This window comes from Acidovorax sp. KPB24-07 (genome assembly GCF_057543315.1).
The window spans coordinates 53752-73654 of the sequence record NZ_BAAJYS010000001.1 but is presented as its reverse complement, the minus strand read 5'-3'; the positions used below and the strand labels follow the sequence as shown (position 1 = coordinate 73654).

Annotated in this window: 20 protein-coding genes; 7 read left to right on the top strand and 13 right to left on the bottom strand. The window is 60.7% G+C overall.

The window, feature by feature from the left end:
• Positions 1-23 precede the first annotated feature (23 nt).
• The 4 genes from AC27IQ_RS00365 to AC27IQ_RS00350 form a co-directional block, all read right to left on the bottom strand.
• On the bottom strand, positions 24-1019 hold the full coding sequence (locus AC27IQ_RS00365) for a hypothetical protein (protein ID WP_487087350.1): 996 nt from the start codon (positions 1017-1019) through the stop codon (positions 24-26).
• Between the two features lie 284 nt (positions 1020-1303).
• Complete coding sequence (locus tag AC27IQ_RS00360) at positions 1304-2020, bottom strand: hypothetical protein (RefSeq protein ID WP_487087348.1); 717 nt, start codon at positions 2018-2020, stop codon at positions 1304-1306.
• Positions 2017-2826 carry a hypothetical protein gene (locus AC27IQ_RS00355; RefSeq protein ID WP_487087346.1) on the bottom strand — a complete coding sequence of 270 codons (810 nt, stop codon included), beginning with the start codon at positions 2824-2826 and terminating at the stop codon, positions 2017-2019. The genes AC27IQ_RS00360 and AC27IQ_RS00355 overlap by 4 nt, the downstream gene beginning before the upstream one ends.
• A 160-nt stretch (positions 2827-2986) precedes the next feature.
• Entirely contained in the window at positions 2987-4216 is a 1230-nt protein-coding gene (locus tag AC27IQ_RS00350) for a DUF1444 family protein (protein WP_487087344.1), read from the bottom strand.
• Positions 4217-4525: 309 nt separating this feature from the next.
• Between AC27IQ_RS00350 and AC27IQ_RS00345 the strand changes: the two genes are divergently transcribed.
• The 4 genes from AC27IQ_RS00345 (at position 4526) to AC27IQ_RS00330 (ending at position 6936) form a co-directional block, all read left to right on the top strand.
• Positions 4526-5158 (top strand): hypothetical protein, encoded by a 633-nt coding sequence (locus AC27IQ_RS00345; protein WP_487087342.1) that lies wholly within the window; start codon positions 4526-4528, stop codon positions 5156-5158.
• The gene (locus AC27IQ_RS00340; RefSeq protein WP_487087340.1) at positions 5155-5490 is read left to right on the top strand and encodes a hypothetical protein; all 336 of its coding nucleotides are present in this window, start codon (positions 5155-5157) and stop codon (positions 5488-5490) included. Before AC27IQ_RS00345 ends, AC27IQ_RS00340 begins: the two co-directional genes overlap by 4 nt.
• A 6-nt stretch (positions 5491-5496) precedes the next feature.
• Entirely contained in the window at positions 5497-6213 is a 717-nt protein-coding gene (locus tag AC27IQ_RS00335) for a LysE family translocator (protein WP_487087338.1), read from the top strand.
• Between the two features lie 105 nt (positions 6214-6318).
• A complete protein-coding gene (locus tag AC27IQ_RS00330) occupies positions 6319-6936 on the top strand; it encodes a hypothetical protein (RefSeq protein WP_487087336.1) in 618 nt (205 codons plus the stop codon).
• A 78-nt stretch (positions 6937-7014) separates the two neighbouring features.
• On the opposite strand, the gene AC27IQ_RS00325 is transcribed toward AC27IQ_RS00330, so the two are convergent.
• The 8 genes from AC27IQ_RS00325 to AC27IQ_RS00290 form a co-directional block, all read right to left on the bottom strand.
• A complete protein-coding gene (locus tag AC27IQ_RS00325) occupies positions 7015-7617 on the bottom strand; it encodes a hypothetical protein (RefSeq protein ID WP_487087334.1) in 603 nt (200 codons plus the stop codon).
• A 191-nt stretch (positions 7618-7808) separates the two neighbouring features.
• Positions 7809-8771: a beta propeller repeat protein gene (locus AC27IQ_RS00320; RefSeq protein ID WP_487087332.1), complete on the bottom strand. Its 963-nt coding sequence runs from the start codon at positions 8769-8771 to the stop codon at positions 7809-7811.
• A 12-nt stretch (positions 8772-8783) separates the two neighbouring features.
• The gene (locus AC27IQ_RS00315; protein WP_487087330.1) at positions 8784-9782 is read right to left on the bottom strand and encodes a hypothetical protein; all 999 of its coding nucleotides are present in this window, start codon (positions 9780-9782) and stop codon (positions 8784-8786) included.
• A gap of 6 nt (positions 9783-9788) precedes the next feature.
• Complete coding sequence (locus AC27IQ_RS00310) at positions 9789-10148, bottom strand: DUF4150 domain-containing protein (protein ID WP_228316159.1); 360 nt, start codon at positions 10146-10148, stop codon at positions 9789-9791.
• Complete coding sequence (locus tag AC27IQ_RS00305) at positions 10138-11457, bottom strand: DUF2169 family type VI secretion system accessory protein (protein WP_487087328.1); 1320 nt, start codon at positions 11455-11457, stop codon at positions 10138-10140. Before AC27IQ_RS00305 ends, AC27IQ_RS00310 begins: the two co-directional genes overlap by 11 nt.
• A gap of 30 nt (positions 11458-11487) precedes the next feature.
• Positions 11488-13722: a type VI secretion system Vgr family protein gene (locus AC27IQ_RS00300; protein WP_487087326.1), complete on the bottom strand. Its 2235-nt coding sequence runs from the start codon at positions 13720-13722 to the stop codon at positions 11488-11490.
• A 222-nt stretch (positions 13723-13944) separates the two neighbouring features.
• On the bottom strand, positions 13945-16311 hold the full coding sequence (locus AC27IQ_RS00295; protein ID WP_487087324.1) for a TonB-dependent siderophore receptor: 2367 nt from the start codon (positions 16309-16311) through the stop codon (positions 13945-13947).
• A 242-nt stretch (positions 16312-16553) separates the two neighbouring features.
• Complete coding sequence (locus AC27IQ_RS00290) at positions 16554-17009, bottom strand: hypothetical protein (protein ID WP_228316155.1); 456 nt, start codon at positions 17007-17009, stop codon at positions 16554-16556.
• 375 nt (positions 17010-17384) lie between these two features.
• Here AC27IQ_RS00290 and AC27IQ_RS00285 point away from each other — a divergent pair, with 375 nt between their 5' ends.
• The 3 genes from AC27IQ_RS00285 (at position 17385) to AC27IQ_RS00275 (ending at position 19048) form a co-directional block, all read left to right on the top strand.
• On the top strand, positions 17385-17735 hold the full coding sequence (locus AC27IQ_RS00285) for a hypothetical protein (RefSeq protein WP_228316154.1): 351 nt from the start codon (positions 17385-17387) through the stop codon (positions 17733-17735).
• 191 nt (positions 17736-17926) lie between these two features.
• Entirely contained in the window at positions 17927-18355 is a 429-nt protein-coding gene (locus AC27IQ_RS00280) for a hypothetical protein (RefSeq protein ID WP_487087321.1), read from the top strand.
• A gap of 108 nt (positions 18356-18463) precedes the next feature.
• Positions 18464-19048 (top strand): hypothetical protein, encoded by a 585-nt coding sequence (locus AC27IQ_RS00275; RefSeq protein ID WP_487087319.1) that lies wholly within the window; start codon positions 18464-18466, stop codon positions 19046-19048.
• Positions 19049-19194: 146 nt separating this feature from the next.
• Here the strand turns inward: AC27IQ_RS00275 and AC27IQ_RS00270 are convergent, their stop codons facing one another.
• Positions 19195-19857: a LuxR C-terminal-related transcriptional regulator gene (locus AC27IQ_RS00270; protein WP_284408678.1), complete on the bottom strand. Its 663-nt coding sequence runs from the start codon at positions 19855-19857 to the stop codon at positions 19195-19197.
• Positions 19858-19903: the final 46 nt, after the last annotated feature.

Sequence of the window (19903 nt, the reverse complement as noted above, 5' to 3'; positions counted from 1 at the left end):
CGATGACTCCTGATGCGTTGGGCTTATGGGTTGGAGGGCGAGGACGACAACAGATTCGTGAGCGGAAGCGAGTGCGCCGGGCCGCCTGGACGGCACTGGCGAAGTCGCTCGGTCTCCGTGGCGACCTGGGCTGGCTCCCAGGTCACCCGGATCAACGCGTACCGATGCGGCATCGCCCATTGATTCGGACCGGTATCGATCGCGCTGTATCCAGTCAGGCAGTCCGAGGCGGACCTGGCTACCCTTGCCGCGCTCAGTGTGCGGTAAGAACCTGCGACGACGGCCTGCACCTGCGGCGGCGGAGGTTCCTCGGAAAACACCTGCTGTTCGGTATCCCACTTCAGCTGACGAGCAAGCACGTCATCTGCAGCATCATCGTCAGGCGAGAAGAACAGCGAGACGTAGACCGGGGCACGGCGCTTGGGGATCGCGACCCAGGATACGTGAGGGCCCTGCGGCTCGACCTTGGACCACGCCACTTTCAGATCACCCGATACCGCGGTCAACAGGGCGTGCTGACGTTTCGGATGCTCGAACCCCGCAGTCTGCGTCACGAGCAGTGCATACGCACCCGTTTGCTTGCCCGGCTCAAGCGGCACCGCGCCGGCGGAGACGGCGACCTGATGCTCCTCCAAGCCCGTCGTCCAGACGCGTGGCAAAGCCGCTCCGAAGAATGCGATGGGTTCAGCGGTGTGCGTCTGCGCATCGGCTCCCCATGCCGGCGCGCCCGACGCGTACCACGTCAACCTGACCGGTCCATGCGTGTCAACGCCCTTCTTCGCGTGGCCTTCTGCAGACTCTGCTTCCGATGTCCTCGCGACCAAGCGCACCTCAAAGGGACATGCGGCGTCATCGCATGGGACGAGAGCGAGCTCGTAGGTCGAACGGCGTCCGCCATCCACGCCAATATCCGCGGGAAGTGACTCCAGCACCTGGCGGCTTGGATCATCGGGAGCGCACGCATCGACGGATCCCAGCATCTCCACCACTGGTAACACACCCATCATCATCGCAGGCACGATCGCCCTGCTAACATACTGGCCTGGAGACAACCTATGCCGAATCCATCGACGCACGCAGTCCTGCACCACCTAGCTCCTTGCGCCTGAGAAGTTGCCTGGCTTGAGCCATCCGACCCCGTCAAGCAGACCATCATTTCCTCCTCGCATGCCTCGTTGGCGATAAACCACCTGCAGTCGATGGCGTCCCAGCCGCCGTCGAGTGGATGCGATGCGCGAGGCGATGCGCGGTGCATCCGTCGACCAATGGCAACCCCACGAGCAGAAAATCGGCAGGCTTTCGCTCATCGGGGAGAAGGGCTTGCGGTGTAGAGATCCGATGCGACACGAGGCGGGTGCACGACGAGGGTGCTGTACCCGCGGTAGCTACCGGTCTTGAGCTGGTCGGTCACCCAGACGATCCACTCGGGTGCTTGTCCCTTGCCATGGTCGATGATGCCCACCACCTCCAACCGGAAGAACTGCTCCGGGGTGTCCACTTGCACGGTGCTGCCTTCGGATCGAACGTCGCCGGGCAGCAACGCACTGAGCGTGCGCTTGCTGGCATCAGTGCGATTGTGCAGCGATGAAGGGAATGAGCGCAGGTCCAGCTTTTCGTACAGGGTTTTGCCCTCTTCGCCGGAGGCTGCGGCCTTCTGCGCGACGACGGGCTTACCCGCAATAATGCGAATGCCGTCGCACAGCCGATATTCACTTCGAATCTCGAAGTTGCGAGTCGATTCGACTGGCTTGCTTGTCGACAACAGATCCGAATACTCCAGGCAGTTCTTGGCCGAAGCGCCGTTGTCGAACGCGAGCGGCGTGCGCCCGGCCGGCAGGGTTGCTTTGAGGTTTTGCAGCGCCGAGAGCAGTTCCGGGTTGATGACATGCACCACACCAGCGGCGTTGTCGGCAGCAGCACTGGTGTTGGCAGCATGCAAAGCACCGGTCACCATCACCACGGCGGCAAGGGCTATCGCCCGTTTCATTCGCAGCGCTCGCGCAAGCAGCAAAGGGATCAATCCAGGTTCATCGGCTGTTCGGTGACATGCCTGAGCAGGCAGGGATGCAGGTGGTCCTTCGGATAGATCCACGGTGCCTCTTCCTCCGTGCCCGCCGATGCCAAGCCGAGATCACGGTCAATCGCATCGAAATAATACTTTTGCGACAAGCCATCCAGCTGGGAGATCACATGCTGGGGAATCGGGGTGCCGTCGGGCTGCCGGCTCCAACCGGTCTTCTGGATGGTGAACGATCTCCAGATCGGATCGGTATTGAAGTTCGTGGCGCTGGAGGACAAGGCCACGTAGTCTGTGCCGTCTTCGTCCTTGTACTTGACGACCTCGCGCAGCACCCTGAAGGATGGTACGTCCTCGATCTCATCGGGATTGCGGCGATCAAGAATGTAGAAATAGAACATTGTCTGACTGGCCAGATCGTACTGAATGATCAGTTCGTCCGACCCCGGATGCAGATAGTTCTCCAGCGTTCTGCGGTAGCGTGAATCCGGAGAGGGATGGCTTTTCTGAAAATTCAAGAACGACGTCAGCGTCGCCGACTGGCTTCGAGCCTCGGCCAGCGCCTCTTGATACTCCCGATCAATCGCGCGGTTAGCGAGGATGTAGTTGATATCCTGCACCAGCGCTTTACCGTGGTCGTCGCAGAAACGCTCGAATGCCAGTGGGGACAGCGAAATTGCAGCAAAAATACCAGTCGGATCCATGTTGACCTTCGATGACGGTTTGCACCAGGCAGCGGCTGCGCACGGGCCAAACAAGTGTCGTGCAAGCACATGCATTTCTTCAAGAAGACGAGCGAGAATGACCACGCCCTACCCCGTCTTTTTCGGCTATCGCATGGGCCCCAGCAGATTAAATAAAACGGCCTGTACACGCTACTGGAGCGATCAGCATGACTGGCTGTCCGAGATCAGTCTCTCAAAAACCGATTCGGATGAACTCCTACTCCAATCGAGTGACCCCTCATAGCTAGGCCTGCACCAATTGCTGCAATTGCACGGAACTGGGAAAGCTTCGCACGCGATAGCGCGGCGGATAGAAATCTGGCTGCAGCTCCATCAATGCACCGACAACTTCGACCGCCTGGTTCCACTGCGCCACCACCACATCGGCATCGCCTTCCTCGTTAGACGTGACGAAGGCGATGCGGTCGGCCTTAGGCAGCAGGATGTCTACATCTTCGGTCCAGGTGGCGAGCGAGAATTGATGGCCGCTCCCGTCGTTTTCCTTGTACAAGCGGTAGGACGCGACAAAGATGTCCAGCTGTTCGGCCTTGTGCACCGCCTGCAGCAACTCGTTCTGCATCGCATAGTTGGAGGCGTCCATCATGCGCCGCAGGTCGCCTTGGCGACGCAGATGCTGGGGCTGCGACAGCGCGAAGGGCACGATGCGGCGCTCTTCGTATGTGTAGGCTAGCGCGGAGATGCAGCGCCCTTGACTGGCGGCTTCGATGCTCAGTTCCAGCATGGCCGCCATGGGCGCTTCGTCGCGGTCGCCGACGACCAGCAGGCAATCGCGGGTGGGCAGCATGAACACAGGGCGCCCCCTGACCGCTACGCGCGCGATCACGTCGGGCAACAGCACGCGGCTGGTATCGTAGGCGTCCTGCCAGGCGCCCCGGAACACGCCTGGGGCCACCTCCACAAAGCGGTCTGAGGTGGCGTCGCGCAGGTTGTCATGTGCGATGGCCAGGCCTTGTTCCAAGGTGATGCCCCATTCTTGATTCGGCCCCTGCAACAGGGGGGAGACAGACTCGGCGCGGTCGACGGCCAGCAACTCGACGCAGTCGTCGGCGATGTCGCGGAAGACGACAGTGAACGCGGCATCGGGCCCGTGCTCGCGGCGGTGAACCAGCCGCATTTCCTCTAGCATGGCGCGGTGGCGCAGCACCGGCATCAGTGTAGGCCGCACCTTTTCGAACGTCATGGCCTGGCTTTCTCCGTTGTTCCCTTCCATGAAGGCGGCGACATAGCTGCGGATCGCTTCGTCCCGGCCACGGTGGTCGGAATTGCTGTAGGTTTGATACAGGTTGTGGAGATTGATGGTGCGACCATTGCGACCGACCAGTTGGAACGTGTCCGGATCGTAGTCCATGTCTTCGCCAGCGCCCTGCGCGCGCAACGCGGCGAGGAATCGCTTGGCAAAAGTGTCAGGGCCGGGTTTGCGGTTGAATAGCATGTCGAACAGTGCAGCGAACATCAGCAGTGGTCCTCGGCGAATGGGGTCATGCGTGCGCTCGGCCAGAACATAGTCACCCGGCCTTCGCCTCTCCAGTAAGTAGTCCCATACGTCATCTCTTCCTGACAAACATGGGCAGGCAAACTTGCGGCTGTCATACGGTATCTAGAAATCTTTGGAAAAATTAACCCGAATCGCCGCACAGTTCTTCTTCGATAAGGAGACGAGCGAGAAGGACCGTACCCTACCCCGCCTTCTGACGTGCCGCATATTCGACCATCGCTCGTGCCGCTGGCACACTGGCGCCTTCGAATCGATGCAGACTGCCCCATGCTGCCCGCCCTGAAAGTGCTGCTTACCGTGCTGGCCGGTGCCGCGATGTGCAGCGTAGGCGCCGCATACGCCGTCACCCATGACCGGTCACCGGAGTGCGTCAAGGCTCCGGCCCTCACAGGGGACACGGCGTTGTGCACTGCGCAGCATGGCTTGCTGAAGCTCACGTATGAGCGCGCGTCTGGCCGCATCGTGCTGCAGGCGCCCACTGCACGAAAGACCGTGCTGGAGACCATCCCCCATCCTTACGACCCCGCACGGGTTGGCGCGGAGAACCTCATCCGCTGGCTACCAATGAAGCTGCAGCCTTATCTCGCACACGGCAAGCTGCTCTATTTCTCCGCACGCCGTTCATCACCAGGCGATGGGCATGGCTACTGTGGCGCGGGTGCCGAGATCAGCGTGACCGTAGTGAACCTGCGCCCCGTGCCGAAGGTCGAAGAACATGTGCCGGTGTCCAGCTGCCTGGACAACATTGAACTGGCAGCCAGTAGCGGCAGCGACCTGAGCCCCTACACGGTCAGGGATGGGAAGTTGACCATTGCGTTCAGCGCTTATCCGGGCCGCGGACAGGCCGTGGCTCAGATCAACGACGATCTGACAGGACTCGACTTCTTGGCATCTCCATGATCTTCGATCCGCCCCTGATCCAACGCAACCTGTTCGCCATGAAAAAGCTGATTCGCATCGTTCTCCATGCTGCGTCCCTTCTCGGCCTGATGGTCATCGCACTCACCGGGCGGAAAGATGACCTGATCTATGAGATGGACCCGTCCATCCCCCCGCATGCCATCGAGCATGGCTCCGGCAACCACGTCGTCGTAGCCGGAGTGGTGTTCGCGCTCGTGGCATTGATGCAGGCAGTCCTTGGCGTTAGAACCCACTCGCCGTTGGAACGGACATTTTCTGCCAGCTTGATCATTGTTGGGATGGTGCTTGTTGCGCTGAGTTCGACAAGGTGACGCCGCGTGCGCGGTGGCATCGACGTTGGCATCGATGCCAACGTTGTGACCCACTTTTATGCAATCTTTCACTTGCTTCGAGAAAATGGATCTTCGATGGCAACCAATGAAATGCTCTTTCTGAGCAGCATCGCCAGCCTTTACTTGATGCTGGCAATCAGTCCAGGCCCCAATTTCCTGGTGATCACGGCAACGGCCATTAGCCAGTCCCGGCGCCAGGCATTGTGTGTGGGGCTGGGTGTTTCCACGGCCAGTGTGGTGTGGGCCAGTCTCGCTGCGGTGGGCCTGGGCGTGGTGATTGGGCAGTACCACTGGGCCCAACAACTCCTGCGCGCGATCGGTGGGGTCTATCTCGTCTACATCGGCACCAGGATGTTCCACAGAGCGGATCGACCGATCACGCAGCACGTGCAGGCTCCCGCAAGGCGAGGTCCATGGCAGGCATATCGCTACGGACTGGCAACCAATCTGACGAACCCCAAGACACTGGTGTTTTTCAGCAGTGCCTTCGCGACACTCTTCACCCCGGACCTGGCCTTCTGGGCCAAGGCAGCCGCGGTACTGGTGGTCGCGGCGATCTCGCTCACCTTGAACACCGTGATCGCCAATGCGTTTTCCGCCGACGCGGCGCGCACGCGCTACGCCATCACCAAACCGATCATCGACCGGTTGACCGGCGGGCTACTGATCTTCTTCGGCGCAAGACTTCTTCTACCCAAATAGGAACCCTGCAGCCATGTTCGCTGCCAGATCGTCCTGGCTTACGCCATGATGTTCCGCCTGCATCCGCTCCAACGCAACACCTTCTCAATGAAACGGACTTGATACATGTTGACCGGCATGCTTCTGCGGACCTACTTCTCCCTGCACCATGCACAGATGGCGGCATACCATGCCAGAACAGCCGCGACGCTTGAGCTCGATGGCTCTGAAGAAAACGCAATTGCAATGAGCGCTCACGTCTCCGGCGCCGTGATTTGCGCAGGCGCCTTCATCGACGCTACCGCCAACGAGCTTTCCGAAAACGACGGCCGACCACGCAAGGACATCCGTGGAGTGCCTGCATCGTTACTCCGGCTCAACGAAGTTTTGCACGACGCTGGCGTGGCCACGATTGAACAGGACAACGAAAGGTGGAAGGCAGCACACACGCTAATCGATCTGAGGAACCGGCTAATCCACTACAGACACGACTGGCTGGATTCCGGTACAGAGAACATGGTGGGTCAAAACAACCTGTATGACAGCGCGCTTCGACCACGCATGGAGGCTTCGTTCGTGTTTTTACCCGCTTCCACGCCCTACATTCCACGCTTTCTTTCGCCTGATTGTGCGGCCTGGGCCATCAACTCCGCTACCGAGTTTTTGGATGACTTCTTCTCACGCTTGGGCAAGCCCCCGAACCACGACCATCTCCGCCACCAAATCGACGTGCATCGCCAGTAGTTGCCTTTTTCTCAGGCAACGGGCCAACCACGTGCTCAAGCCTTCTTGTTTAGTGGCTTCGGCCCGTCCTCATGAGTGTTAGGCGATGCATGAAACTCTGACACCACCTCGGGATATGGCGTCAACCAGCCATGCAAGCCTTCCAGCAACTCCTGCCTCGCGCTCATCGCTTTGGCGCGCGCGTTCTCTTCGCCGTATTTTTTTTATGGAGAACGAGCGCCTGCGCGTTTTTCCTGTTGGCAGATGCACGATCGCAGCCCAGTAGATGTACTGCCCTTCTGTGCGTCGAAATACACCGGGAACGCCTGAAGTGTTGTTAGTTCTAACGATCGACGCGAATTCCCGCATGCTCATGGGAGGAGCGTTCTGCAACACCTGGTCGCGGTATTCCTTGGCTGCAGCTTTCGCACCATCAACTCCGCCATGTCTCACACCAGAAAACTCGCGCTGGTAGTAGCGATCATGTCGACGGATATTCACGTTCCAACCTACAACCACTCCCTCGCGAATCTGAGGTGAAAGGCCGTAGATCTTTGCGTCGGTCCGAAATGGGAAATCAACGGTCGAACCCGGCGCGCTGCTTTCAACTTTCCGGGTGGCAATTTCGGTTGGGTGGCTAGTGGTGTTACGGACAGGGCCGACCGACGGGTAGTCGTTGGGCTTGACGCGCTCGTTGCGCATTGCAGCCTCCGGCGGCCGGGATCTTTTAGTGTCCATCGGCTACGGCTTTTCTCAGTTCATCCGCGTCTTGTCGGCCCTGCTCACGATGCTGCAAGTGTTCACCCACAAGCCGTAAACCATCTTGCAGTAGTCGACGGTATAGATGATGAACGCATCGATCTGGCGGATCATGCCCTTGTTTCTCGGATTGGCTAATTGTCCGGGTGAACCAGTTCTTTCCAATCGCCCGAGTGCAAGACATGGATGCTCTTCGGACCGACGCAAAGCAGAACATCGCCCACCACCGACACGTCCTCGCACTCAGGCACCATGTTGATCTTTTCCAACCGACTCTTCGGCGCCTGCGGATCCAAGCGGAACAAGCCCTGGTTGGATGAAAAATACAAATGTCTGCCGAAGAAGGCCATGTTTGTCAGGACCATGTTGTCATCGTAATGACTGACGTCTCGAAAGCCTTCGGCGGCGTTACCACGCATTACCGCGCCGTTGAATCCACAGGCCCACACTACACCGCCCGGCATGCACACCACCGCCATGAGGATTTCATCGGTAGAGGTTTCACATGCTATCCAGTCGTGGCCGCCGTAGTGGTAGATCCCCTGCCCGCCGGCAACATACAGGTCGTCGGCGCGGTAGCCATCGATGTCCGACAGATCGTCCCCCACCATAGGGGAATTCAGCGCGAGGTCTGCCTTCAAAAGCGGTGCTGGCTTGCGCAATGTGCCTGCCATGTCACTCCAGCCCCGGCCGTTCCGCCGGTAGATCTGACCACCACCTCCACAAACATACAACGAACCGTCGATTTCCTTGAGCGCGTTGAGGTATCCGTAAACAGGTCCCTCCGGCTCTGCCAATCCCGCGCCTTCTATCTTTTCGGCCAGCTGGTCACCGGGCCAGTAATAGAGGACTTGCCCCTGCCTAGAGAGCACGGCATAGCGGCGCTGGCTGCCGAGCGCCCGGTGCACGACGCACATGTCAACGGCAGTGAAATACGGCATGTCGGTGTGACGCCAGGTGTTGGGGGCCTGAGCATCAAAATAGAAAAGCCGAGTGAACTCTTCGCTGGTGTCGAGGGCATCAGGTTTCGATGCGATCATGTAATAGTCGCTTTCGATGGCGGTGCAATGGCTGAAAGTGATGGGGACTGCGTTCATTGTCTTAACCCGCTATCGCAGCGGGCCTCCTTGCGATGTTTTTCCTGGACCGATCTTTGAGAAATCGATGGGTATTTTTCCGCTGGGGTCTGCCCGCACGACCGTATCAACGTCCAACCCCTTGAGCTTATGGTACGCACGTAACTGCGCTTCCAGCAGGATGGGGTTGCAGCCTGTGATTTTCCCCACCGAAAACGCACCTGCTGCTTCCAGTACGCCGAGTTTTGCCGTGCCTGGTGGCTTGCCAGCCAAGCCCGCCGCTCGCTCTAATGGGTCGTAGATGGCGTGAATTTTCCCGTGCTCCTTCGAGCGGGAAACATTAGCCCCGTCAACACAGATTACGAGCCCTTCTGCTTCCGTGATCCCAAAAGGGTGTGGGCTACCTCTGGGGCCGGTTCTGAATACCCGATCCGGCACGACATGATGCCCTGTTCGACCCTCCGCTTTACAGGTATCAGGGCTATATGGGCGCAGCACACACCTAGGGTTGCCCTTGTCCTTGCCGCCCCCGTTGCCCTCGGCCTTTTTCGCGGCAGCTTCTTCCGCCTCCTTGGCCTCGCGCTTGGCCAGCGCCTCTTCCGCCTCGCGGGCGGTCTTCTTGCCCACTGCCTCGGCGGCGGCACCCACGGCTTTCTTGCCGTACTTTGCGCCGGTGGCTACCATGCCGGCGCCGGGAATCATGGCAGTCGCACTGATTGCCGCATTGACCTTGTCGCCTTCGGCCAGGTAAATGAGCGCATTCGCGCCATCCGCGATCTCGCCGGCTCCGGGGATCAGCCCGACGACATCCAATCCGGTATGCACCACGTCGCTGCCCCAGCGACTCCACCAGCTTTTCTCGGGCTCGGTGGGCTTGATAGGCGGGGCGCTGTTGCCGTGCGGATTAGGCACGGTGTCCGGGACCACGATGCCCGTGGTGTTGCCGATCGGACCCGGTGAGGGATAGTCATTGGGCTTGACGCGCGCGTTGCGTGTTTCGGCCTCTGGCGGCCGGGATCTTTTGGACGCCATAGGGTGTTACGGTTTCTTCCAGTTCATCCACATCTTGTCGGCGGTACGCACGATGGCCCGCCCGTTGACGTACACGGATTTGCTGTGGTCGATGTCGTGACTGATGAAGACGTTGGTCTGGCTGACCACCCCCTTTCCCTGTCCGGGTTCATCACCCATCACGTTGTCCACATAGCTCTGGTTGTGCAGATACACCGGCTTTCCCTGCAAGAAGACGTTGGGCGAGCAATGTTGGCTTTGATCCAGCTGGTGGGTGATGGGATATGGCACCGGCACGCCGTTCTTGCTGGGCGTCAGGCAGACGTCGGGCGCGAGCGAGACGACGCGAAAGCGCCCGTCCTTGGCGACGATGTTTTCATTGGCCATGGCTGGCTCCCCGGGCTTGGTTCTGCCGGGCTGCCTGCTGCATCGCCTCATCGAGTTGCATGCCAGTGCCTGCAGGCCAGGTGCCCAGTTCCAACTGCCGCACATCGGTCTTGGCGCTGACGACCGCGCGACGCACGATGCTGAGCGTGCCCGCTTCCAGATCGAGGATCACGGTGTCGATGTGCATCGGCGCGAACATCAGCACACCGACCTTCAACCGCACCAGCAACTGCAAGTCCTGGCGGGGCAGCGTGAAACGGTAGGGGCCCTTGTGCCTTGCTGCCGCCGTGAAATGCACCAACACCACTTCCTCACCGCCTTGCGGATAGTCGATCTGCTGGTCCTCGGGTGCGCAGTTCCAGTAGCGGTAGTCGTGGTCGAGCGGGCTCCTGGGCCACTGGATCTGCTTCCAGCGCTCGTCGTGGGTGCCGGCCAGCGCCACCCGCGGGGACCACCAGCGGCCTACCGGCCCGACACCCACGACGGGATAGTCGTCCTGCCCGGTATAAGGGCGATTGAATGCCTCGATCTGCGGTGCGGGCCGTTCGGCGTCGGACATCGATGCATCGGTGATGGGCGGGGATCCCAGCGAGGCACCGTCGCGCCGGAGTCTGTCCAACGCCTCGTTGGCTTGCACCACCGCGTCGGGCAACCGCCCGCAACCGATAGGGTTGGCGGGGTACAGCGCCGGCAGTTGCGAATGCGCCTTCCGTGCAAATTGCCGCGATGCGTCGGGCATGCCGCCGTCCAGTTCGCCGTCCGCACAGGCCTGCAAGGCATTTTCCTGGCGGATGACGTTGGGGCCGCCGAAGGCAGTTTCGTAGCGCAGGCGCACACGGGTAGTCGGCTCGGGATCGGTCAGTTGGAGCATGCCCAGTGCGGCGACGGACCGGGCAAAGCGGCGCGGACCGGTAACATGAAAGGTTTTTTCGATGGCGCTTCCGAAGCGAAATCCCACTGGCCAACGGGCCAGCGGCGTGCCTTCCGGCGAATGTGCTGTTGCATTGACCAAAAGCACGTCGCACCTGGGCTTATATGGCGCGTAGTCGCTTTCTTGCAGAAGGCTACTTTCGTTGACCTTGCCCTGGAACTGGTCCGCTTGGCACAGCGGTAGCTGCTGCTCGGGCGGCAGCAGCACCGGCTCCATGCGTCCGTTCTTTTCCTGAAGTTGGAGCAATGAGTACGAGATGCGTGTGACCACCACATGGAAGATGTCCCCCTGCGGATCCACATGCTGGAAGTATTGGCTCGGCCAAGGCGTATGGTTGATGACTTCTGGAACGCCCGCAGCATCGATAGGGCTGGGCAAGGTGTGCGATGGGAGTGCCATAGCGTCGATTCAATTGAGGTCGATGCGCTTGGAATCCAGGCCAATGTGCTTGGTCCCCACCACATCGATTTCCTTGCCGTTGACGGTGATCTGCCCGCCTTTTTCCATCTTGATCACCGAGGCGCCGCATACCAGTTCGATGGAATCGCCTGCCTCGATGCGGATTACCTTGCCGGTCGTCTGGCTCCAGTTTTCCCCCACCTTGGTGGTCTGGCTCTGCCCCACGGTGACCGAGCGGCCCATCAGCACGTTGGTGCTCTGCGTCAGCCCCACGTTGACCACCATGGCCGCGCCCACGTTCACGTTGTAGGCCGCTCCGATGTTCATCATCTTGGCCAGGCCCACGTTCTGCAGATAAGCCAAGCCAATGGTCTCGGTCTTGAAACTACCCACCTTGATCGACCAGTTATTGCCGATCTTGTCTTTCTCGTTGCGACCAATGGTCTGAGTTCGGTTCTTGCCGATGCTCACCGTCTCATCGATCCCCACGTCGCGCCGACGGTTGTCGCCCACGGACAGGGTTTCGTTATGGTCCACGCGCCGCTTGCGGTCGTTGTGGACGGTCTGGGTTTCGTCGTTGTCGATGGTGGTCACGCGGTCGTGGTGCACCGTGCGGGTTTCATCGTGGTCCACCACGGTACGCAGATCGTGGCCGATCCAGCGGTCCTCGTCGTTTTCCACCTCGGATAGTTGGTCCTTCTGCGCGTGCAGCCACAGCTGCTCGGCCCCGGCCTTGTCTTCGAATCGGATGGCATTGGCATCGCCCGCTCCGTTCTTCAATCCGTCGCCAAATGCGCCACCCTTGCTCGATTTGGTCTTGATGCCCGATTGCGTGGCGTTGCCGGGCAACGACCACGGGGGCATGTTGTTGGCGTTGTAGACGCAGCCGGTGATGATCGGGTAATCGGGGTCTCCGTTCAAAAAATCCACCACGACCTCGTGGCCGATGCGCGGGATGAACATGGCCCCGAAGCCGGAGCCGGCCCAACTGCTGGAGACGCGCACCCAGCAACTGGAGTTCTCGTCCATCGCACCCACGCGGTCCCAGTGGAACTGCACTTTGACGCGCCCGTACTGGTCGGGCCAGATCTCTTCGCCGGGCGGACCGACGACCACAGCAGTCTGCGGGCCAGTGGTCTTGGGTTTGGGCGTGGTGCGCGCCGGCGTATAGGGCAACGTAGTCGGCTGCGCCTGCAGGGTGAACTTCTGAAACGAACCCTCCTCCTGCGGCGTGCCCTTCGGCCCGGGCGCCGCGGCGCTGACCTGGGGATTTTCCTTGAAGTGGTACTCGAGGCTGGTGAGCAGGTACTGCTGGTTCTGGTCTTCGCGGGGGTAGTTCTCCAGCGTAAAGGTATAGCCAGGTGCAAGGGCCCTGTGGCGCGATTGCCCACGCACGGTGCTGTGACCCGTCAGGCTCTCCTGCAGACGAACACGGGCATAGGCCTCACCGTCGCCAAAGTCGGTATAGCCCCCAGGCCATTCGTACATCTCGTAGCTGTCGTGCGCATGGCCCGGCGGGGTCTGACGCATGTTGGAGAGGTCCGCCCGGGGTTTGGTGAAGTCGTAGTCGTCGTTGTAGTGCCGTCCGGAGTGGATGCTCTGGCTCAGTTGCCAGGCGTGGATGTTTTCCTTATCAGCGACCGCCGCCTTCTCCGGCGGGTAGAACGGAATCACCGCCGCCCCTGGCAATGGGCTGTGCGAGGCGACGATGTCGTCGGCCAGGGTCAGCGTGTGCTGGCCCGCATTGTGCTGATGGAAGTAATAGATGCCCTCGTGCTCCATGAGACGCGAGACGAATTGGTAATCGGTTTCGTTGTACTGGACGCAGTAATCCCAGGTGCGATAGCTGCGCGTCAGGCGTTTTTCCATGGGGTAACCATATTTCCCCAAGACCTGCTCGATGATTTCCGGGGCAGTCTTTCCCTGAAAAATCTTGAAATCGCTCTTGCGGGTGGCCAGCCAAAGCCAGGGCCTCAGTTCGAGCCGGTAGGCGTAATACCGATGATCCTCACCCTGCATACCAAATCGCGTGACGATTCCATCGAGATGACGCACCCCACCCCCCTGCGTTTCCACCACGACGGTGGCGTTCTTGCCCAGCAACGCCTTGGGATCGATGCCCTTGCTGTCGCTCAACAGGTCGATATCGAACCGAAACAGTTGACTGATGGCCTCCTCCCCCTTCAACTGTCTGAATTGCAGTTGATTGCCAACGGGAGTTTGAATCGTAACGCGCCGGGTCATTTTCCATGGGCGTACCCTTGAAGGACACGCAGTTGTATCAATTGGCGCGGATATTAACGTGCAACCGATAACATACGCCCTTCCCCTACGAGGGAATATGTGTATTCAAATGTTATTTCTTATATTCTAGATAAGCCATTTTTATCTCCATCATGGTAATCCCATGCTTTGAGCAAGGGAGTCGCCATGTTGCAGCGCCTGCATCGGGCGCCCATGCAACGCTCAGAACCGGTACTTGGCACTGGCGGTCCAGGTGCGCTCTTTTCCCAGGTAGCACTCGCCGTGGTAGCAGATGGTGTTGTATTGGTGGTTGAGCAGGTTGGTGACGTTCAAGGCCATCCGCCACTTTCCCGTGTCATAGCGCAGCATGGCTGCCAGCAGGGTGAATCCGCCCTCTGCCGAGGTGTTGGCTTCGTCGTTCTGGCGCTCCCCCACGTAGTTGAGACCCGCGCCCACACCGAAGCCTCCAGCGAGCGCGTAGTCCAGCCAAAGCGATGCAGTCTGCTGGGGCACCGTGGGCGGGATCTTGCCGACTTCGGTGACGTCCGCGCTATCGGTCACCTCGAGATCGAGCCAGGTATAGGATGCGGCGAGCTGCAGCTTCGGAGACAACGCGCCTTTGGCTTCCAGTTCCAAGCCGCGCGAGCGCTGCTTGCCGATCTGACGTGCGTCCGAAGTGATGCTGTCGTACGTGACCACGTTGGTCTTTCTAAGATCGAACAACGCTGCGGTGAACAGACTTCTGCCGTCCTCGGGCTGGTACTTGATGCCGGCCTCCACCTGCTTGCCGCGACTGGGCTGGAACGGTTTGTTGTCGGCATCCACGCCACTGGTGGGCAGGAACGATTCGGCATAGCTGGCGTAGGGCGACCATCCGCGGCCCAGCAGGTAGTTCACGCCGATGCGGCCGCTGAAGGCGTCGTCCCGTTGTCCCGTGCGTTGCGCGTTCAGGCGGTTGGCCGTGGTGGTCGTAACGCGGTCCCGGCGCCCGCCCAGCGTGGTGACCCAACGGTCCCCAACGCGGATCTGATCCTGTGCGTAGAGCCCGATCTGATCCATGTCTTGGGTGAAATCCGCCATGGGGGTGCGCGGTGCCGGCACGGCCATCCCGTAGACCGGAGAGAGCAAGTCCAGATTGGGTCCCGTGCCCCGAAAGCGCAGCGCCCTGCCTTCGAGGTGGTTCCAATCCAGCCCGAACAGCAGTGTGTGCTGGACTGATCCGGTGCGCGCACTACCCTGCACCTGCGTGTCGACGGACCCTTGCTTCAGTCCGTCGTCCCAGGAGCGCGTGCTGCGGGACAGTGTGTGTCCGTCCCCCTGCAGTGCATCGCCCCACAGGGCATCGCGCTCCAGCGCGATGTCGGTGTATCGCGTGTTCTGGCGCAACGTCCAGCCGCCCTGGAATGCATGCTCGAACTGGTAGCCGAGCGAGTACTGGTTCTGCTGGAAGCGGCTGAACGACGGATCGCCGTATTTGATGCGGCGCAGGCGGCCGTCGGGATCGACAAAATTGGCGTAGTACGGGTCTTCGCCCGAGCGATCCTTGATGAACTCCCCCAGTAGTGTGAGCGAGGTGGTGGGCGTAGGCCGCCAACGCAACGATGGGGCGAGATGAACGCGTGTGCGGTTGATGCGCTCACCATTGGGATACCGATCCTGGTCATTGCTGTCCAAGCCCACGCCCACCAACCGGAGGCCCACGTCGCTGCCATCGCCCAGAGCACCGCCCACATCGAATGCCACTTGCCTGCGGTCGAAACTGCCGACCTGCACCTCGATCTCGCGCGCAGCGTCCGCACCCGGCGCCTTGCTCACACGGTTGACGACACCGCCCGCATCCCCCTGGCCGAACAGTACCGACGCAGGGCCGCGCAGCACTTCCACGCGCTCCAGCCCATAGGGCTCGGTCAGGCGATAGATCACGCCGAACTGCGTCTGTGGCAAGCCGTCCCTGTAGCTGCTGGTGTTGCCCGGAAAGCCGCGCAGCGCGATGTACTCCCAGCCGCGGTTGTCCGGTCCGTACGCGGCCACCGAGACACCGGGCGTCTGCGCCACGATGTCCATCAGGTCCAGCGAGCCGCGCGCATCCATTTCGGTGCGCCCAATCACCGAGATCGACTGCGGTGTCTCCAGCATCGCGGTGTCGGTCTTGGTGGCCGTCCGGCTTCGCTGCGCCGCATAGCCGATGGGCTCGGGCACTTGTGCATCCGCCGTGACCTGGAGCGTCGGAAGCGAGGTGGCGGCGGGTAGTGTCGCGGACCTCAGCACCACCAGGCGTTCTTGCAGGTCGATCTCGGCGGCGAGCCCTGTGCCAGCCAGCATCCGGTGCAGGGCTTCGCGACGGCTCAAACGGCCGAAGACGGCTACCGATTGCCTGCCCGCCGTCAGCGAAGGCGGCGCCAGCAACTGCATGCCGGCTTGCCGGGAAAACTCGTTGAGCGCCTCGCCGAGCGGTCGCGCGGGAACCGAGACGGAAATGGGCGCCTCATGCTCGCGCGCATCGGTTGCCGATGCGGGAGCGGACACACCAAGGACAAGCAAGGCAGCGGCCATGCCGGTTGAAACAATGGAAGGCACGCGATGGGGCATGGAACCGGACTCCGACGGGCAAGAATGAACGACCTTTGCCTCGGTGGCGACCGATGAGGGGCCGGGCTCGCGCTGTTGCGCTTCGGCGCCGCCCTGCATGCGCGAGCGGACTCTCGGATTGGCTGCCTTGGTAAAACGGTATGGCAGTGGGAAGACCGATTGGCTGCGGCAGAATCCTGCGGCACGCAAGCAGCAGGATCCTTCTCACCTCGCCTTGCAAGGCAAGTACGCAGCCCGGGCGGTTACGGCTTGCCTTGCTGCTCGTAGTCCGTCAGGTAGTGCTCCGGGTTGCTCTGCGCGGACAGATCTTCGTCATAGCGCACCCAGGTGGACTTCTGCGAGCCGGGGACATACAGCTCGCCCGCGCTCCCATTGAGGATCAGCAGCACGTAGGGGCGTCCGTTGAGCTGGACCGTGTAACGCGTGTCCTTGGCCGTGGTGCTGGTCGTTGCGAGCAAAATCTTCTTGTCGATCGTGCTGTCGGAATCGGTGACCTGGATCAGTGCCTGGTTCTTCTCGCGCGGGCCGTAACGCAAGGTCCAGGCCTTGACGCCATCGGTGGACGCATAGGTCTTCACCTGCGTGGCGATTTCCGCGCGAGGCGCGTCTGCATGGACCGTCGCAACAGCACCGGCAAACAGGACGGGAAAGAGCACGGCCGTGGCAGTCAACTGGCGCAGGCGGTAGCGAAGTTTCATCAACATCTTCCTTGGTGGATAGGTCAGGGAACGTACGGAGAGGTTCAGGACTCAAGGCTCAGCAGCTGGATCACACACCACGTGCTGGCTTCACGAACTCAACCGCCCTGCCTGTATCAAGACGAACGAGAGGTCGATTTCCCCACCCGCAGGATTCAAGCAACCGCTTCGGGGTGTCGCGCTTTGCAGCGCTGGCTCCTTCGGCCAGTGCGCCAGCGTCCCTGACCGCTTGCCTGGTCCAGTTCCTGCGGCTAGCGTGGGCGGCCCGATCCTGATCGGTCCGCTGGAAAGGCGCAAACGAGAGCCAGGCCTGCACAAATGCTACGCATTGTTCACTCGACTTCATTTCATCGACTGGCTGGGCTGGCTCTTTCGTTGACGCCGGCCCTGGCTGTCGCCGAAGTCAGCGACAAGATGCCCTCCCCGACGGATGTCTGGATCATCGCGCTTGCCGCGTCGGGTGTGTGTGGCGCGCTCATCGCCTGGCGGCCTTGGGTGGGGGCCTTGGCCACCGTTCTGCCTGCGTTTTGGCTGACTGGACTGCTGTTGGAAATGCACTCGCCCGACATCGGCCCCTACCTGTCTGCAGAGCGAGGCTGGATCTACTACCTTCAGGCGTACCTGGGTGCGGGGGTGTTCGTTACCGCGCTGGTGTTCGGGCTGCGCATGGGCCTGCGACGGCGTAGGACAATCGCGCCATCAGCCCGCGCGCGAAAGCGCGATTGAGCAATCGCCATATGGCCACCGATGTCATATGCGACGCTGTACCAAGGCTTGTGATGCCGAGCGACTGTGATCGCGCTTTTGGTCCGGCAACTGGCTGTCTCCCGACTACATCGTCGAAACCTGTGGCACCTCGACCTCAGCGCTGCACGAGGTCTTCCCCTTTCCACCACGAGCCTGACTGCACACGGCCAATGAACCCCAATATCTGCACTGCCGCCAGGCACATCGTGTCGACGATGCACCGCCAGATCGAGACAGATCCAGCCCTGAAACTGACCTTCGAAGGTGCGATTTTGGTGGAAGAGGAAAATTTCCCCAACAGACAGGCCTATGAGGCGGCAGTCCATGTGGAGGGCTGCCCGGCATGCCAGAGTTGGCTCAGCAGTTGGCTGGATGCGCAGTCCCCGGAACGTATCCAACACCGGGAAAGGCAAGCAAGATATTGCTGTCTCCACATGTTCGAGGCAGTGACAGATCCTGCGGCCGAGATTCGATTCTCGTTCGAGCTGTTCCGTCTCGACCCGTGCTGGCTGATCAATGAGCACTACGCGTTTGCGAATTTCTGTCCGTGGTGCGCGCAGAGGCTGCCCGCACACGCATTCGAGCCTGACAGGCTTTGAGGCAGCATGCCCCTGTCGACATTCGATATCCCCAAACGGAAATGCCGGCCTGCTGGCACCTTTGGGTCAGCCTTCCCCATCCCGCGGCCATCAACGAAGCGCAGGACCATGACCATCATTGCAGGCTTCAGTTCTCCCAGCCTTGGGCTGGCACTCGCCGTGGCTGCTGCATCTCCTGCGAGCGCAGCGCTACCTCCTGCGCAGGCAGCATCTGCCCCGCAAACCGTTCCCTATCCCGCGACCGACCCGTCGTTCTCCCGGCCCGACGCACAGCGCATGCCGAGCCGCGCTACGCTGCGTGCGTTCTTGACTGAAACGAAACGCTACGCTCGCGCGAACACGTTCTGTTTCGTACAGCGGCGACTGGACCGGCCGGAGACGGCCGATCCGGGCATGAGTGTGTTGTCCATGATCTGGCATGAAGGCAAGGCGATCTACCTTGTCAACCTCGTTAGATCGGGAGAGCGCTACGAGCGTGATAGCGCAATGGATCCGTTGACCGAGGGGCGGTTACTGGCTTCCAGCACAGACGCCGTGGATCTCACCACCGATGTGGTTCCCACCGACGAGGATGTCGGCACCAGCACCTTTCTGGTGAGCCGTTCCTGGGTTGATCGTGAGCTCTCTCAGTGTCGGCGCGTGGGCGTCCAAGTGAGGATTGCGGCGTTCAAGCCACCCACGACAACGCCATAGTTCCCGATCTGCATGACTTGAACGCGCTGCAATGATTCAAATGCCGGTCCGACAGGCGGGACTCAAGACAGGCGATTCATGCACGCATGCATGGCGTTCCATTCGCGCGATCAGCATGAACAAGCACTATTTCGAGATTGCACCTTTCATCGTGGTTGTAGCCAAGCCAAGTCGAATGAGCTCAATCGGTCATAGCGTTTGGCTAGCTGCAGCAGCGCGATGGTGTGGGAGACCCCTAGTTTCTTTTGCAATCTCGCCTTGTAGGTTCCCACCGTTTTGGAGTTCACGCCTAACCGCCTGGCGACCTCTTTTGGCCGCTGGCCCTGGATGAGCAAGGATGCCACCGCCAGCTCACGAGGGGATAGCATGTCGAATGGATCACCACTGGATGGGCGTGAATCGAAAGCCAGGTTCTGCGCAATAGCGCTTCCGAGATAGGAGTGACCGGCAGCGGCCTTACGCACGGCTTTTATCAGCTCGCGCACTTCACTCCTCAGGCTGATGCAACCCGATGCTCCCGCACGCATCACGCGCGCAGGCCAGGGTCCATCATCCATCTCTGACAGGACGACGACGCGCGGCATACCGTCATCCCCAATCAGATGCGGGATGACATCGATGGCGCGGGCGTCCGGTAACGTCATATCGCATAGCACCACGTCCGGGCATGTCATGCGAATCTTTTGCAGTGCCTCCTTGCCCGAGCCAGCACCACGGCGCACATCGATTCCGGGCTCGTGGGAAAGGACCATCTCGATGCTTTCGCGCACCAAAGTATGTCTTCCAATGACGTAGACCGCGATAGCCATGCTGCTGCCGTGCTTGCGCCTGCTCCTGCGATTGCATCACTGCGGT